Origin of the sequence: Acidaminobacter sp. (assembly GCF_030247605.1) — a bacterium.
Classification (GTDB): Bacteria; Bacillota; Clostridia; order Peptostreptococcales; family Acidaminobacteraceae; genus Acidaminobacter.
In genome coordinates this window covers 14,777-31,701 of the sequence record NZ_JAOTSB010000005.1, presented here as the reverse complement: position 1 = coordinate 31,701, position 16,925 = coordinate 14,777, and the positions used below count along the sequence as shown (strand labels likewise).

The 16,925-nt window shown below is 50.1% G+C and carries 12 protein-coding genes; 11 read left to right on the top strand and 1 reads right to left on the bottom strand.

Annotated features, from left to right (window positions below):
• Positions 1-29: 29 nt before the first annotated feature.
• Both OEL90_RS03755 and OEL90_RS03750 read left to right on the top strand, forming a co-directional pair.
• The gene (locus tag OEL90_RS03755) at positions 30-2,402 is read left to right on the top strand and encodes an endonuclease MutS2 (protein WP_300687175.1); all 2,373 of its coding nucleotides are present in this window, start codon (positions 30-32) and stop codon (positions 2,400-2,402) included.
• Between the two features lie 44 nt (positions 2,403-2,446).
• Positions 2,447-2,914, top strand: coding sequence for a DUF523 domain-containing protein (locus tag OEL90_RS03750; protein ID WP_291403256.1), 468 nt, complete (start codon positions 2,447-2,449; stop codon positions 2,912-2,914).
• Between the two features lie 210 nt (positions 2,915-3,124).
• Here OEL90_RS03750 and OEL90_RS03745 read toward each other — a convergent pair whose 3' ends face one another.
• Complete coding sequence (locus OEL90_RS03745) at positions 3,125-3,964, bottom strand: rhomboid family intramembrane serine protease (RefSeq protein ID WP_300687172.1); 840 nt, start codon at positions 3,962-3,964, stop codon at positions 3,125-3,127.
• 528 nt (positions 3,965-4,492) lie between these two features.
• Here OEL90_RS03745 and argS point away from each other — a divergent pair.
• The 9 genes from argS to iorA all read left to right on the top strand — a co-directional run bounded on the left by argS (position 4,493) and on the right by iorA (position 16,923).
• Positions 4,493-6,196: an arginine--tRNA ligase gene (gene argS, locus OEL90_RS03740; protein ID WP_300687170.1), complete on the top strand. Its 1,704-nt coding sequence runs from the start codon at positions 4,493-4,495 to the stop codon at positions 6,194-6,196.
• Between the two features lie 271 nt (positions 6,197-6,467).
• Entirely contained in the window at positions 6,468-8,123 is a 1,656-nt protein-coding gene (bshC, locus tag OEL90_RS03735) for a bacillithiol biosynthesis cysteine-adding enzyme BshC (protein WP_300687168.1), read from the top strand.
• Positions 8,124-8,147: 24 nt separating this feature from the next.
• Positions 8,148-9,272: an N-acetyl-alpha-D-glucosaminyl L-malate synthase BshA gene (gene bshA, locus OEL90_RS03730; RefSeq protein WP_300687167.1), complete on the top strand. Its 1,125-nt coding sequence runs from the start codon at positions 8,148-8,150 to the stop codon at positions 9,270-9,272.
• A 31-nt stretch (positions 9,273-9,303) separates the two neighbouring features.
• Positions 9,304-11,175, top strand: coding sequence for a B12-binding domain-containing radical SAM protein (locus tag OEL90_RS03725; RefSeq protein ID WP_300687165.1), 1,872 nt, complete (start codon positions 9,304-9,306; stop codon positions 11,173-11,175).
• Positions 11,163-11,900 carry a hypothetical protein gene (locus OEL90_RS03720; RefSeq protein ID WP_291404451.1) on the top strand — a complete coding sequence of 246 codons (738 nt, stop codon included), beginning with the start codon at positions 11,163-11,165 and terminating at the stop codon, positions 11,898-11,900. The genes OEL90_RS03725 and OEL90_RS03720 overlap by 13 nt, the downstream gene beginning before the upstream one ends.
• Positions 11,901-11,930: 30 nt before the next feature.
• Positions 11,931-12,752: an NAD(+)/NADH kinase gene (locus OEL90_RS03715; RefSeq protein ID WP_291404449.1), complete on the top strand. Its 822-nt coding sequence runs from the start codon at positions 11,931-11,933 to the stop codon at positions 12,750-12,752.
• Positions 12,753-12,775: 23 nt separating this feature from the next.
• Positions 12,776-13,909: a tetratricopeptide repeat protein gene (locus OEL90_RS03710; protein ID WP_300687163.1), complete on the top strand. Its 1,134-nt coding sequence runs from the start codon at positions 12,776-12,778 to the stop codon at positions 13,907-13,909.
• 256 nt (positions 13,910-14,165) lie between these two features.
• Positions 14,166-15,089 (top strand): bifunctional enoyl-CoA hydratase/phosphate acetyltransferase, encoded by a 924-nt coding sequence (locus tag OEL90_RS03705; RefSeq protein WP_291404445.1) that lies wholly within the window; start codon positions 14,166-14,168, stop codon positions 15,087-15,089.
• A gap of 58 nt (positions 15,090-15,147) precedes the next feature.
• A complete protein-coding gene (iorA, locus tag OEL90_RS03700) occupies positions 15,148-16,923 on the top strand; it encodes an indolepyruvate ferredoxin oxidoreductase subunit alpha (RefSeq protein WP_291404443.1) in 1,776 nt (591 codons plus the stop codon).
• Positions 16,924-16,925 lie beyond the last annotated feature (2 nt).

Sequence of the window (16,925 nt, the reverse complement as noted above, 5' to 3'; positions counted from 1 at the left end):
TTTAGATTAGTATTCAGGAGGGTTGCACCATGAATCCCAGATCTATACGTGTCCTTGAGCTGCCTAAAATCATAGCCATGCTGGCAGAGCTCGTTTCCTGCGGGTTGACCCGGGAAAGGGTGCTCGACCTCGAGCCCAGCGGCGATTATGGCGAAGTCCGCGACAGGCTGAATGAAACAGACGAAGCGAGCGCGCTGATCATGCGCCATTCCAGTCCGCCTTTTGGTCCGGTTCACGATCTGAGGGCCCATGCGAAAATCTCAGCCATAGGGTCGTTTTTGTCGCCCGGACAGCTGATGGAGGTTTCGGATACGCTGAGAACTGCCAGAAATGTGAAGCAGTTTATAACGAAAAATGCCGGTGAAGGCAGTGAAATGCCTATTCTCAAGGGCTTGGCCGATGGTCTCGTGCCCGTCAAACCACTCGAAGACACCATCAATAATGCCATCCTGGGTGAAAATCTGGTCTCTGACAACGCCAGCCATGAGCTGCGCAAGATTCGAAGGGAGATCGAGAACAAGCACCAGGCAATCCGAAACAAGCTGGATTCCATTATTAGAGATACTTCAAACCAAAAGTACCTGCAGGATGCGCTGGTGACCATCCGCCAGGACCGCTTCGTGGTACCGGTCAAAAATGAGTACAAACACATGATCAAAGGGTTGGTACACGACCAGTCCGGCAGCGGCTCGACGCTGTATATAGAGCCATTTGCGGTCGTTGAGCTCAACAACGGCTTGAAAGAACTCAGGCTGAAGGAGCAGGAGGAAATCATCAGGATCCTTACCGAAATCACGGCTGAGGTGGCTGAGGTTGCAGATACGCTGCTGTCGAATCAGGAAACCTTGGTACAACTCGACTTTATTCTGGCCAAGGGAAAGCTGGCCCACAAGATGAAGGGGACCTCGCCGGAACTCAACCGCGAGGGTAAAATCCGTCTGAAAAATGGGCGCCACCCTTTGATTGATCCCAAAGTGGTCGTACCGACGAATTTCTGGATCGGGGAGAATTTTAAGACGCTCCTGATCACCGGCCCGAACACCGGCGGTAAAACGGTGACGCTGAAGACAGTCGGTCTGCTGACGCTGATGACCCAGTGCGGCCTCCACATTCCGGCGGACTACGGTTCGAAAATTGCGGTTTTCGACCAGGTTTTCGCCGATATTGGGGATGAGCAGTCCATTGAGCAGAGCCTCTCCACCTTCTCGTCCCATATGACGAATATTGTGGATATCCTCAATCATGTGGATGCCAATTCATTGGTGCTCTTCGATGAGCTCGGCGCCGGCACGGACCCAACGGAGGGTGCGGCACTAGCTAAGGCGATTCTGACTAAGCTGTTTGCCTGGAAAGTCACCACCGTGGCGACGACCCACTACAGTGAGCTGAAAGAGTTTGCGCTGGTTACCCAAGGGGTTGAAAACGCCAGTGTTGAGTTTGATATTGAGACTTTAAGTCCGACTTACAAGCTGCTGATTGGTGTGCCTGGCAAGTCCAACGCCTTTGAAATTTCCCGGAAACTGGGCCTCAGCAAAGAAATTATTGAAAGCGCGAAAACCTGGATAGAGACCAACGCTATAGCTTTTGAAGATGTGCTGGCGAAGATCGAGTACAACCGAAAAACCTCAGAAGCTGAGCGGGATGAGGCGGTTCGAATGAGGATCGAAGCGGAAAAGCTGCGAAAGTCCCTTGAAGAAAAGGACGAAAAAATTGCTGAACAACGAGCCAGGTTGATCCGCGAGGCGAAGGAAGAAGCGCGCAAGCTTTTAAGAGAAGCCAAGGAAGAAGCCGATGCTCTCGCGAAGGAACTGCGCGACATCTCCGGCGGTCTTTCCAAAGAGCACTTGCGCAGGGTGGAGGAGCTCAGACGCAAGCTGAAGTCCAACATGGATGACCTTCAAACGCCGCTGCTCGAGGATCTTTATGAGGTGGAGCCGCCTAAAAATCTAAAGCTCGGGGATCTCGTCCAGCTGGTCCATCTGAATCAGCGGGGCAATGTTGTGACCTTGCCGGATGCAGGTGGGGATCTGATGGTGCAGGTCGGGATCATGAAAATTGGTGTCAATGTCAGCAATCTTAAGAAGATCGAAGAAAAGGTGACACCGGCTAAGCGCCAGTCAAAAGGCGGTGGCCGCGGATTTGAGACAAAGAGCTTGAATGCCAGGACGGAAATCGATCTTCGAGGCCTCAATGTCGAGGAAGCTATGGCGGAGCTGGATAAATATCTGGATGATGCCTGCCTAGCCAATTTGAAGACCGTCAGGATTATTCACGGGATTGGTACCGGGGCACTCAAGGCCGGACTTAAGCCTTATTTCAGGAATCATCCTCATGTCAAGACAGCGCGGGATGGGGCTTACGGAGAAGGCGGCATAGGGGTTACGGTGCTGGAGCTGAAGTAGGTGTGGATTAGTCGGATTTTCGGATTTTTCGGAGGTGAAAATTGGTGGCGCTTAAGCTGGATTTTGATTTGCAGACACTGCCGGCTGGGACGCGTATTGGTGTGTCAGCGTGCCTTTTGGGGGTTCGCTGTAAATATGACGGGACCAGCAATTACGCGGCAGAGGCGGTCAGAGGGTTGGCGGAGAGATACACGCTGATCCCTGTATGCCCGGAACAGCTGGGCGGACTGACGACGCCGCGGCCCCCTGCTGAGATTTTAAATGGCAGGGTCATCACTAAAGACGGTCTGGATGTGACGGAAAGCTTTCAGCGCGGCGCCGAGGAAACCCTCGAGATTTTCAAGTTGCTGAAGCTCGAGGCAGCGATCCTGAAAGAAGGCAGCCCTTCCTGCGGCAGCAGCCTGATCTATGATGGCACGTTTACGGGCGTAAAAATTCCGGGAATGGGGCTGACGGTGAGGGTGTTGAGAGATCAGGGAATAGGTGTGATTTCGGAGAAGGCACTATTTTAACTACATGGAAAAAACCTCCGCGGTGTGAGCTTTCACTCACCCTGCGGAGGTTTTTTGAATTGTAGTGAATTGTGTGAAGCTCTGGCACCGTTTTCAAGTGAGTGTCAGTCACTCAACTTAAAACGGTGTCAGACACTCAGTTTAAAATGGGGACAGACACTGATCTGAAATCAGTGCCTGTCCCCATACTCGTTTCTCATATAAATACCATTAGTTGCTGTTCAAATTAAGTTCCTGGATAAGCTTTTCAATTTCAGCAATGAGAGAGGGGAAGCGGTCATCCTCAGGAAAAAGCTGCTCGCCGGTTTTAAGGGTTTCGAGGGCTGTTGCAATCTGCCCGTCTACCGCAGAAAAGTATCCTTTTTTGTAGAAGTACTCTGCTGAGGTCTTATACGCTGGCAGACCAAAAGTAAGTGAAGCCGCGACTGTCAAAACGAGGGCGAGCCGGGCACCCCAGTTTTTCCAGGTATAATTGACCTGATAACGGTAACCCACGGACCACGCGGCCAGGAAACCGCCCAGGAGACCCGCCAGATGGGCTGTATTGTCAATCATGGGATTAACAAAGCCATAGGCGACGTTGATGCCAAGCAGCACGAATATGTCATTCCCGAAGATTCTCCTGTAAACATCCTTATTCAATGTGAACAGATACAGGTTTGCCCCGATCAGGCCAAAGATGGCACCTGAGGCGCCTACAGAAATATTGTCGTTGAGGAGAAAACTTCCAACCGTACCGGTTATGCCGGCGCCGAAGTAAATGATCAGGAAGCGGGTCCTGCCAAAAATCATCTCCGTGTCACGTCCAAACAGGTGAAGAGCATAGCTGTTGAAGCCGAGGTGCAGGAGGTTGGCATGGAGGAACATTGGCGTGATTAAGCGGTATAGTTCCAGATCCGCAATCCGGTAGTTGATCTTGGCGCCAAAGCGAATCAGCGTCAGTGTCGATAAACTTGAATCAAAAAACATCATTACTAAAAAGACAGCCACATTTATAATAATCAGAATATGACTCAAAAACAGGGGTTTCTTGGTTTGCTCTAAAATCATGGCGGACACCTCACAGTAACTCCATGATAACAAAGAGACACAGCGGGATCAAGGGCATCCCTTGATTCTCATGAGCGGCTGTGGTAAACTGATTAACAAATGCAGTGAACATACAAAGGTTAAAGTGTCTGTGAAGGGAAAAGTAGCAGGTTGTGTCTTTTTCAGCGAGTCATCGAGGGTGGGAGGATGACATGGGCTAATCCGCGAAATCGCGCCCCGGAGACGTGCGTCAGGCAAGCAGTTGCTGAGCGCGCTGGTGAATCCGCCATTACAGGATCTGAGAGGACATCCCAATCACCCGGGACGTCAATTAGAGTGGTAACGCGGTTGATTCGTCTCTATCCCTGGATAGAGGCGTTTTTGATTTTGCGGCATCAAAGGGCACTATCAGCAACAAAGGGTACTAGTAAGTAACAAAGTCCAATATCAGTAACAAAGTCCACTATTAATAACCAAGGGCAGCAGAAGGACAATGACAGAAAACGGTTGAATGACCATAAAATATGTAACTTACTTGGAGGGAATCACGTGAAGGACTACAGAAAAATTATTGCGTCTCATCTGGCACCACATCTTGAAATCGCTACAGAGGAAGAGATTATGGCGCTCATTGAGCTGCCCAAATACACGGACATGGGCGATTTTGCGTTTCCGTGCTTTAGATACGCGAAAGCGTTGAAAACGGCGCCAAACCTGATCGCCGCAGAGTTGGCAGAAAAAGTTTCAGGAGATCCGCTCTATGAAAAAGTTGAGGCGGCAAGCGCCTATGTCAACTTTACCATGGACAAAGCCCAGCTCGCTGAGGATGTTCTGAAAGACGTTCTTGAACTGGGGGATCTTTACGGCTCCTCTACAAAAGGCGATGGTAAGACCGTCATAGTTGAGTTTTCGTCCACCAATATTGCGAAACCATTCCATATGGGCCATATCCGCAGCACAATGATTGGAAATTCCCTTTATAGGATCCATAAATTTTTGGGGTACAATACCATCGGCATAAATCACCTGGGAGACTATGGCACTCAGTTTGGCAAGCTGATCGTCGCGTTCAAGCTATGGGGCGACAAAGACACCATTGAAGCAGACCCAATCCCGGAGCTCCTGAAGATCTACGTGAAGTTCCACGATGAGGCGGAGAACAACCCGGCCCTGGATGACGAAGCGAGGAGCTGGTTCAAGCGTCTGGAGGACAATGACCCTGAAGCCTATGCCCTCTGGGAGTGGTTCAGGGACATCAGTCTGAAGGAGTTCAGCCGCGTCTACGGCATGCTGGACGTCCACTTTGATTCCTACGCGGGCGAGAGCTTCTATTCTGACAAGATGCCGGCCGTTCTTGATGAAATGCGCCAACAGGGCATCATGAAGGTCTCTGAAGGCGCCGAGATCGTCGACCTGGAGCCTTATGGCATGCCGCCGGCGCTCATCACCAAAAAAGACGGTTCCACGCTGTATCTGACCCGCGACATCACGGCGGCGCTTTACAGAAAGAAACATTATAATTTTGACAAGAATGTCTACGTCGTCGGCGCGCCTCAAAAGCTGCATTTCCAGCAGTGGATGAAGGTCGTCGAGCTGATGGGTTACGACTGGGTGAAGGACTGTATCCACGTTGAATTTGGCACCGTGGCTCTGGAAGAGGGATCCCTTTCGACGCGAAAAGGCCGTGTAGTCTTCCTCGAAGAGGTCTTGAAGAAAGCTGTTGAGAAGACAAAGGAAATCATTGCGGACAAAAACCCTAATCTCGAGCACAAAGACGAGGTAGCGGCACAAGTCGGTATTGGCGCGGTCGTGTTCCAGGAGCTTTCAAACAACCGGATCAAGGACTACACCTTCAGCCTTGACAAAACCCTTTCCTTTGACGGGGAGACCGGGCCGTATGTTCAGTATACCCACGCCCGTGCCTGCAGCGTCCTGAGAAAAGCAGCACCGCAGCTTCTTGAGCAGCCGGTGGACTTCAGCAAGCTGTCTGACGCGGCAACCAGCGAGGTTGTCAAACTGATCCGTCAGTTCCCGGAAATCGTCAGCGACGCCGCCGAGAAATATGAGCCATCCTTAATTACCCGCTATGTCGTCAATCTGGCGCAGGAGTTCAACCGGTTCTATCATGACCATCCGATCCTTTCAGAGGATGAGGTGCTGTCAACAGCGCGACTGGCGCTGGTCGACGCGACGCGTCAAACCATCAAAAATGCACTGTTCCTGATCAGCCTCAAAGCGCCTGTAAAAATGTAGGCACCCGTCAGGAAGACCCAGATTAAAGTTCGAGCGCAAGCCGGTCAATCTCACCCTCTTAAGGGCGCGTTGACCGGCTTGTTTATGGTATAATAATGGATAGCTGACAAACTTAATTAAACGACATTAAGTTACGACAGAAAATAGACACCTAATCAAGTCACATCAGAAAATAGTCACATAATCAAGCTACATCAGAAAATAGTCACATAATCAAGCTACATCAGAAAATAGTCAATAATCAGGTCACAACAATAAAAGGACGTATTCTATGGAACTGCACGCACAATCCAGTCAATTTAAAATCTTCAAAGGGCTCGCCGGCGCTTATGTTGACCACTACGACACCGTCGCGTCCCTTTATGGCAAAAATTTTCGCGATCCCGAGAGCTTTCAGCACCGGCTGAAAGAGTTGGAGGACCAGCCCATTGACAGAGATGCTCTGTGCGAGGCTCTGGAAGCTTACAATCAAAGCCTCGGCTGCTCAGAAAAGACGCTTCAGAATCTGGAAAGATTGAAGCAGAATGATACTGTCGTTGTTGTGACAGGGCAGCAGGCAGGCATTTTTACCGGCGCCCTCTACACGGTTTACAAGGCCATCACGACACTGAAGCTTGCTAAAAAACTAGAGACAGAAATAGGAAGGCCGGTGGTGCCGGTCTTCTGGATTGCATCTGAAGATCATGATTTTCATGAAATTAAAGCTGCCCACTATATAACCGGCGGCAAACTTAAAAAGGTTGAGATCGACAAGACGGACCGTAAGTCTCTGAAGCGGGTCAATCTAAAGAAAATGTCTGTGGGTCATCTGGAAACCAACAGCAGCGTTAAGCACTCGATCGAGCAAATTTTATCTGATTTTGCAGGTAATGAATCCATTGACCATTTCGAATCACTTCTGTCGACGACCTTTATTGACAAGGATTCCCTCAGCAATTGGTTTGGCCGCATCATGAGCCGTTTGTTTCATGATTACGGCCTTGTCTTGCTGGATCCTATGATTTCTGAGCTAAGAGCCCTTGAGACCAATTTCTTCAAAACGGCCGTCGAGAAGCAGGCTGCAGTCGCGGCCGCATTGCAGCATCAGACCGAGATCGTTGAAAAACAAGGATTCCAGAGAGCAATCGAGTTTGACCCACATGGCCTCCAACTGTTTATTTATGAGCATGAGGAGCGCCTGGCCCTTCGCATTGATCAAGAGGGTTACTTTTGTGAGCACGGAGGTCAGCAGATCAGATATTCGAAAGAGGCACTTCTGGACCGCATTGCGCAAAGACCTCAGGACTTCAGCACCAATGTGGTGCTCAGGCCTGTGGTCCAGGATGTGCTGCTGCCGACCCTGGCCTATGTGGCAGGACCGGGCGAACTGAACTATTATGCCCAACTGGACAAAGTTTACCAGGTCTTTGGAAGACAGGCGCCGGTTTTTTATCCTAGAGAAAATTTTACGCTGGTTCAAAAAAATGTCACAGAGGTGCTGAGCCAATATGACCTGTCCCCGGAAAATGTTCTGATGTGCGGCATCAGCGCCATAAGGGATCATCTCCTGGATCTTAGGGATGAGGTCAGAATCGACACCCTGTTTGACAATTATATTGAAAAGTTTGAGGATGAGTACAGAACCCTTCTTCAAAAAGTTCTGGAGATCAGCCCGGACCTTGAGTCATTGTCCGAAAAGAATATTGGGCTCATCAAAGGGCAGATGAACTATCTGAAAGAAAAAGCCCACCGCTTTCACCGAAGAAATCACAGGCAGGTTACCCTGGATCTGACCACTATTGAAGCCCAGCTTATGCCGGGCGGACACCTTCAGGAACGGACTTTGTCCATCCTACAGTATTATGCGGAGCAGGGCAGCACCTTGATCGATTTCTTAATCAATGAGGTGCCTCTCGACCCGGATCACCGGATTATCATGCTCGGCTGAAGCAGCCCAAAGGAGTTGTCGCAATTGAAAATTGGCATGGTCTGTTATCCTTCTTACGGCGGCAGCGGTGTTGTCGCTACAGAACTTGGCATCCATCTGGCAAATCTTGGCCATGAGGTCCACTTCATCACCTACGACAAGCCCTTCAGGCTGATTGAATTCCATGAAAATATCTTCTTTCATGAAGTGGACGTCTCCAATTACCCGGTGTTCAAGTATCCGCCCTATATCCTGGCCTTAGCCAATAAAATCTATGAAGTCGCTCGCCGGGAAGGCCTTCAGATCCTCCATGCCCATTACGCCGTGCCCCATACCATGGCGGTTCACATGGCAGCTCAGATGCTGGGAGATCAAGTCAGAACCGTCACCACGCTCCATGGCACGGATGTGACCATTATGGCAGAGGACCAAAGCCTGAGAGACATCACTGAGTTCAGCATTAATCAAATGGACGCGCTGACTGCGGTCTCCGAAGACCTGAAACAGGTCGCCCTCAAATCGCTCTCAATCAGTGCGCCAATCCATATGATCCACAATTTCGTCAATACCGCCCAGTACCGCAAAATGCCGGCGCTCTGCTCGCGCGCCCGCCTGAAAGTCCCTGAGGGACAGAAGCTCTTGATTCATATCTCGAATTTCAGGACCGTCAAGCGCATTCAGGATGTCATGGAAATCTTCAGGGGTGTGAATGCCGAGTGTCCAGCTCATTTAATGCTGGTCGGCGACGGTCCGGAGATGCGGACTGCCTACGAGCTGACCGACCGCTTCAATCTGCGTGACCGTGTCCACTTTATGGGCAAACAGGACAATGTCGTCGCCCTTTTATCCTGCTCCGACCTCTTTCTGCTGCCCTCCGAAAAGGAGAGCTTTGGTCTGGCTGCACTGGAAGCCATGGCCTGCGAGGTTCCGGTCATTGCAAGCATTACCGGCGGAATCCCTGAAGTCGTTGAGGATGGTGTCAGCGGCGCCCTGTCAGAAGTGGGCGATACGGCAAAGATGATTGCCGACGCAGTCGCCATTTTATCGAATCCTGAGCGCCACCGGGCAATGGCAGCCGCCGCACGTCATAGAGCCACCTCTGCATTTGAGGAGCAGACCATAGCAGCGCAGTATGTAACGCTGTATGAAGCCTTGCTGTCACAAGTCTAGAGTCAATCCAAACGAAAGGCGGGGTCACACCTTGAACGTCGTTCTGACCACTCTGAACTCCCGCTATACCCATATGAGCCTGAGCCTGCGTTACCTGCGGGCCGCGCTGGAGCGGCGCTTTAATCTCCATGCCGCCGCCACAGCTGAAAGTGCTTTTGCCGATGGTTCCCAACCCGCCCTCCCAGCTCCAGTCCTCACCAACCTTGCGGGACCGGGGGAGGCACCTCTGAATCTCAGACTTTTGGAATTCACTATCAACCAGCCCCATGAGCACATTCTCAGAACCTTGTTTGAAACCCAGCCGGATGTACTCTGTTTTTCTGTTTACATCTGGAATGTTGAAGCGACCTTAAAACTGGCGGCCTCACTTAAAAAGGTACTGCCGGAAACCATTATTTTATTTGGTGGTCCCGAATCCGCCTACGATTCAGAGGCTTACCTCGAGCATCATGATTTTATTGACGTCATTGTCACGGGTGAAGGCGAAGAGATTTTGGGCGCTTATTTGGAACGTAAGTTGAAGAAAACAGCGGCGCATGCCATTTCGGGTCTGACAGAGCGGACTGCCGCCGGAATTCTAAATCATGGGAAAGCCCCTTTGATCTCAGATCTGGACAGAATCCCTTTCCCGTATAAAGCAGAGGACTTTGGCGCCGGCAGGATGCTCTATTACGAAGCGTCCAGGGGCTGTCCGTACCGCTGCGCCTATTGTCTTTCCTCCAGAGAACCGGGGGTCAGAACTTTTAGCATGGACCGTGTCAAGGAAGACCTCGCCAGATTTATTAAAGCTGAAGTCATGCAGGTGAAATTTGTAGACCGCACTTTTAATGTGGATTCAGATCGAACCCGTGAAATTTTTAAGTTTCTGATCGAAAATGACAATGGGATCACAGGCTTCCATTTTGAAATTACCGCGGCACTGCTCAGGGAGCAGGATTTTGAACTGCTGGAAAAAGCGAGGCCGGGTCAGTTTCAATTTGAAATTGGCGTGCAGTCCACCTGTGAGGAGGCTATGACCGCTGTCATGCGGCCGCTTCCTTTTGGGAAGACGTCAGAAGTCTGCAGGCGGCTGAAAGCCCTTGGTAATATTCACCTTCATTTGGATCTCATAGCGGGCCTGCCCTTCGAAACCTATGAGCGGTTTTTGAAATCCTTTGATGAGGTATTCGACTTAAGACCTCATGCTTTACAGCTGGGTTTTCTGAAGCTGATTCCCGGATCGCCGCTCTCTGAGCAGGCAGATCAATTCGGATATGTCAGGGAGTCTCACCCGCCTTATGAAGTTCTCGGCAATGCTCACATGAACTTTGAGCAAATAACCAGCTTGAAGCGGATTGAAGCGCTGGTCGACCTCTTTTATAATTCCGGTGGCTTCTCAGTGACCCTTGAGGCTGCGCTGGAGAAGAGCGGACAGCGACCATCGGCCTTCTTCCTCGGGTTTTCTGAGTTTATCAAAAGCCAGGGCTATGACCAGCAGGCTTACCGGAGCGAAGCCCATTACGGGCACCTTGAGGCATTTTTGCAAGCTCAGAGCTGGTACATGCCTGTATTCAAAACCCTCCTGGACTATGACTGCCTAGTCGCGCTGGCGAAGCGACGCATTACAGCCCGGGCGGTCGACCCACAGGGGCGGGAACCGGATGAGCCGCCTGAACTCAAAGCCGCGATCCATGAAGCTTTGAGGGCGTCTGACCCTGACGTCCCTGTGAAGACTTTGCTTAAACGCATCCGCTATCAGATTTTTGATATCGACATGACAGCCTGGTTAGAGGGCCGAAGAGACTTCGACCGTGCGGATCATGGATTATGGTTAGGCTGGGTGGACACTGCCCGGCGCTCTGCTGTCAGTGAGCACTACGATTACGCGCAAGCGCGCCTTGAGGTGACTTTATGGAAATCCTGAAAGACTTGGCACTGACGAACCGTTCTGTTTTAAAGAAAGCCGTCAGCGCGTTTAAAAACAACTTGCTGATTTTTCTGCTGGCAATTCCCTACATGGCATTGACCATGGTTGCAGGCAGCGTCGCGGCCATGATGGGATTTTTGGGCGGCATTCTGATTTTTGTCGTGGAAGCAGCTATTATTTCCGACTATCTCCACATCATTCATCAGGTCATCACGCGGCGTAAATTCGATGTGGACGATTTTAAAAATGGATTTACCGTACACTTTAGAAAGGTCTATATGGTCCTCTTTGTGGTATGGGTGGCAAATTACGGCGCGAGCCTTCTGTTGTCCCCAATTCTGAATGCCATGGGCCTCGGGTTTGTCCTGGTGGCCATTTACTTCTTTGCCTTTGTCATATTGAACCCGCTGCCTGAAATGATTTATCAGAAATATTTCAGTGAGGCGGATACCTTTGTAAAAACCGTTGAGTTTACCAGAGAAAATGCCATTAGCTGGCTGGTGCCCAACGCGTTGATCTTCGCCCTTCTCTTCGCGGTCAGAGCGCTGATTGACAGCGCGCTTCTGCCACTCGGACTTGGCTGGCTCAATTTGTTGGTGCTCAGTGTCGTTTCGGCGGGATTAATCAGTTTTGGAATGATTTACAGAGGGTATCTGTTTGATGTCTTATATAAAACGACGAGGCGCAAACGCCTGTTTACGGAGACCATGTATCGCAACTGATGATTTACTTTGATAAGGCGGTGGTCCTACTTGAAAAATATCACGCTATACAGCAACACAAAAAAAACATCCCTGGAAGTAAAGGACAAATTGTTCCGGATGCTGACAGCAGCCGGCTATAAGGTTGTATCCGAAAACGCTGACCTCATTATTGTCATAGGCGGGGACGGCACCATGCTGAGCGCGATCAGGCGATACAGGGCTATGAAAATTCCTTTCCTTGGCGTCAATACAGGTACACTGGGATTCCTGCCTAGCGTTCCGCCTAATCAGCTGGAAATTATTTTGGAGCTTCTTGAAAATAAGGACTATTCCATCCAGAGTTATCCGCTGCTCGAGGTACGCTGCAAAACGGTGAATGGGGATGAAATTGACAGCTATGCCTTTAATGAAATCCTGATCAAGCATCTGGAGCCAAGGCTGCTCGAGGTTAAAATCTACATTGACGGCAAGCCCTTCAATTACTTCACGGGAGATGGCTTTATCATTTCAACGCCCATTGGGTCCACGGGCTACGCGATCTGGGCCGGCGGCGTGGCGACCCATTCAGAGCTGCCTGTGTACCAGATTACACCGATTCATGCCAACGACAACAGCATTAACCGGCCTCTCAAGACCTCCATGGTGGTACCCATTGAAACCGTCATAGATTTTTCAATTGTGAAGGCGCAAATGCGCGCGGTGATTGTCGCCTGTGACGGCAGAAAGGTCACGGACGATTTCATCTCCCAAATCTCTGTGCGCGCTGCCCATAAAGAGGTGAAAATTCTTCGTTATGGAGATTTTGATTATTTTGAGCTATTCAGAAATAAAATCATAGACAAGCGCGTCAGCAGGGTACTGAGCGATTAGTCTTTTATGGAGGTAGATTATAAATGCTGGAACGCAGCCGCATGCTTTTGAAGCGCAGAGCGGACGAAGTGATGTTTATTGAACTTAAGGAAGGAAAGACTCTGACACTGGGAGGCATTACGCTGGACGAACGCGTGCCCCTGCCTATCAGAGTGGACCGTTTGGTCGATAAAGTCAAAGGGGTCAGTGATACGGACTTTACGGCGGATAACCTCGCGGAGGGCATGTGCTGGACGCTTGGTTTTGATCCCGATTTTCCTCATGCGAGTGCGTATAAAGCTTTTCTTGCTGAAATGATGCCTGGTCTGCTGGCACTGCTAGAGGAGAAAGTGGCGCGGCTCGAAGAAGAGGAGAAGTGGCTGGACGCGGTGATTTACCTGCATGCCGCGGCTCAAATTGCTGCGGATCAGCCTCAGGTGATCTATAATCTGGCGAGATGCGCTCTGCGTCAATCAGAGCGGTTTGCCGAGAATTCACCGGAGGAAAAAAAGCTGGAAGAGGATGTCTTCGAGCTGTTGTCAGAATCCATTGAGAAATTTCCGGACTTTGCCCCGCTTTACTATCTCATGGGTTTTCAGCTTGTCAACAGGAAGTCTTACAAAGCGGCTGAGTCCTCCTGGCGTCGTGCTATGCACCTGGGCGTCGACGAGGATCTGCGCGACGAAATGGTGCGCCAGCTGGACGATCTCTGGAGCAGAATACAATATGAAGAAGGCTATATGCTGGTTTTGGATGGCTTTGCAGATGAGGGACTGGTCAAACTCCTGCCCCTCGAGGAATTCCACGATGATTGGTGGAATCTGCTCTTCTTCATTGGTCTAGCCTATAGGCAAAAAGAGCAGTACAATGAAGCATTGGATTATTTCAGACGCGCACTGCGTTTAAACACCGGCAGCCCCGAAATCCACAATGAAATTGGACTGTGTTTGATGTCTCTAAGCATGTTTCATGATGCTGAGATCGTTTACAGCGAAGCGCTCAAGATGCATCCGGATTCGCCGGATCTACTCTGCAATAAGGGCATTGTCATGCTGCACCTCGGTGATCTGAAACAGGCCAGACAACTCATAGAGCGGGCTTACGAGATCAATCCGGAGGATGAAGTGACGGCCGCGTGGCTCAGGCAGTTGGGTACAGAGTCGAGCCGGCTTTCATAGCGGATGGATCAAATTGACGTGAGATTTTATAAAAAACAACAAAATTGCCGGTGGAGAACCGGCTTTTTTTGCACATTTAGTGGGAAGACTTTGTGAAAAATGGATGATCCCTACTTGAACTTTTCCTCAATATTGATTAAAATGGATTTGGAATTACAAAAAATATTGAAAGCTTCAACAAAAATAACTTTCCGTATCAGGCAAGTCAAATGTTAAGATACTAAAGTGGGCTTTAACAAAAGGAGGTTGTAACAGTTTGATCAAAAACTTTGATCAGCTTTTAGAGGCAGCTACAACTCAGAAAACTATGCGGCTCGCAGTCGCAGCCGCTCAAGATCCCGAAGTATTGGGAGCGGTGGCCAAAGCGACAGAAATGGGGCTCATTATCCCTATTCTTGTAGGGGATCGTCAGAAAATTGTTGAGCTTTGTGCTTCAGAGCAAATTGAATGTGGGGCGTTTGAAATTATTGATGAGAAGGACCTTGAGGCATCCGCCAGAATCAGTGTCCAACTGGTCCGCGACGGAAAAGCGGATTTCCTCATGAAAGGTCTCATTGACACCTCAATTTTACTGAAAGCAGTGCTGAACCGTGACTACGGTCTCAGAACGGATAACCAGCTTAGTCACGTCATGCTCTATGATCTGCCGACGTATCACAAACTGCTTTTCCTGACAGATGGCGGTATGAACATTGAGCCCACACTGGCTGAAAAAGCCACCATCATACGCAATGCGCTTTGTGCCGCCTATGCGCTGGGCATGGATACCGTTAAGGTGGCGTGTCTCGCCGCCAAGGAAAAAGTCAATGATAAAATGCCGGCAACAGTGGATGCCCGCGCTCTGGAGAATATGTGCCGGGAAGGGGCATTCGGGGACAAGGCTATTGTCGAAGGACCGCTGGCCTTTGACCTTGCGGTTTCAAGGGAAGCGGCAGACATCAAAGGTTTTAAAAGTGACATTGCCGGGGATGTGGATGTATTGCTGGTGCCAAATATCGAAGTGGGTAACGGCATTGGTAAAGCGCTGACTTACCTGGCAAACGCAGAGTCGGCAGGGATTATCATGGGCGCAAAAGTGCCTGTGGTTCTGGTATCCCGGGCGGATACGGCTGAAGTTAAGCTTTATTCTATTGCTCTTGGCAGCGTCGTTGCAGCGGGTCAGGCAGACATGCAAGTGTGAGAAACAAGGACAGTGGACATGCATAGTCAAATACATAATAGACAGGAGTGACCATGATTTGAAGACCTTTATGACAGGAAATGAGGCAGTCGCGCGCGGTGCTTTTGAAGCTGGCGTTGTCTATGCCTCGGCGTATCCGGGCACACCGAGTACTGAAATTTTGGAAAATACCGCGCAATATCCGGAAATTATCTCTGAATGGGCACCGAATGAAAAAGTTGCGCTGGAAGCGGTATTGGGTGCCTCCATTGCAGGCGGCAGAGCCCTCGCTGCCATGAAGCACGTCGGCGTCAACGTCGCCGCGGATCCACTGATGACCATTTCCTACACCGGTGTGACAGGAGGGCTCGTTCTTATTTCTGCGGATGATCCGGGATGTCACAGTTCACAAAATGAGCAGGACAACCGAATTCTCGCTAAGTTTGCGAAAATTGCCTGCATTGAGCCAAGTGATTCCCAGGAGTGTCTGGACTACATGAAAGCGGCTTATGAGATCAGCGAGCAATTTGACGTCGCGGTCATGATGCGTATGACAACACGTGTCTGCCACTCCAAGAGCTTGGTTGAAGTTGGAGAGCGCGTTGAAAAGGACCTGATTCCGTATGTCAAGCGTCCTGAGAAGTACATAGCAGCGCCGGCGCATGCAAAAAAGCTCCACCCGGTTGTTGAAGCTAAACTGGTTGAGATGGAGAAATTCAGCAATGAAACGCCGCTGAATCGCATTGAGTGGGCAGACAAAAAAGTGGGCATCGTCACATCGGGTGTCGCGTATCAATACGCCAAAGAAGTCTTTGGCGAGAACGCGTCTTTCCTGAAGCTCGGCTTTACAAATCCGCTGCCTATGGATAAAATCCGCGACTTTGCCTCACAAGTCGAGACGCTTTATGTCGTCGAAGAGCTTGAACCATTCATGGAAGAGCAGATCAAAGCTGCCGGCATTAACTGTGTCGGAAAAGAATTGATTCCAAATGTCGGCGAATTGAATCCGGACATCATTGCAAAATCCCTGCTGGGCGAAGTACGTCCGCTGCTGGACATTCCTCAGGATAAACTGGTGGGAAGACCACCGACGCTTTGCGCCGGATGTCCTCACCGCGGTTTCTTCTATGCACTCAAAAAGAAGAAAAACGTCATGGTCACCGGTGATATTGGCTGTTACACATTAGGTGCTTCAGAGCCGCTTAATACAACGGATACGGTTATTGACATGGGCGCGTCCATCTCTATGGGCCATGGCGCTCAGCGCGTCCTGGATAAAGCCGGTAAAGGCATGAAAGTGGTTTCTGTCATAGGCGACTCGACGTTCTTCCACTCAGGCATTACCTCTCTGATCGATGTGGTCTATAACCGCGGCAATACGGTCAATGTCATTCTGGACAACCGCATTACGGGTATGACGGGCCATCAGGAGAATCCGGGGTCAGGTTATACGCTGACTGGTCAAAAGGTTAAAGAAATTGAAATTGATAAAGTCGTCCGCGCCCTAGGTGTTGAGCTTGTAATAAATGTCAATCCGCTGGATCTGGATGCGGTCACAAAAGCGCTGGACGCAGCCCTGGCTTACGAGGGACCTTCTGTCATCATTACGAGATGGCCGTGTGTCCTCAAAAAGTTCTCTCCGGAAGACATCAAAGAATTCGGAGAGAAGAAACCGGTCTGCTATGTAGTTGAAGAAGAATGCCGCGGCTGCCGACTGTGCAATAAAACCGGATGCCCTGCCATAGTCTTTGACAAGACCAAGAAGAAGTCCTACATTGACCCTAATGCCTGTGTAGGCTGTGAAGTCTGTCTGCAGGTTTGTCCATTCAAAGCAATCAAAAAGGCGGGTGAATAATC

Excerpts from the sequence above, each read along its gene's own strand:
- OEL90_RS03720 (WP_291404451.1), top strand. The coding sequence starts at position 11,163 with ATGGAAATCCTGAAAGACTTGGCACTGACGAACCGTTCTGTTTTAAAG.
- bshC (WP_300687168.1), top strand. The coding sequence starts at position 6,468 with ATGGAACTGCACGCACAATCCAGTCAATTTAAAATCTTCAAAGGGCTC.
- OEL90_RS03710 (WP_300687163.1), top strand. The coding sequence starts at position 12,776 with ATGCTGGAACGCAGCCGCATGCTTTTGAAGCGCAGAGCGGACGAAGTG.
- OEL90_RS03755 (WP_300687175.1), top strand. The coding sequence starts at position 30 with ATGAATCCCAGATCTATACGTGTCCTTGAGCTGCCTAAAATCATAGCC.
- OEL90_RS03745 (WP_300687172.1), bottom strand. The coding sequence starts at position 3,964 with ATGATTTTAGAGCAAACCAAGAAACCCCTGTTTTTGAGTCATATTCTG.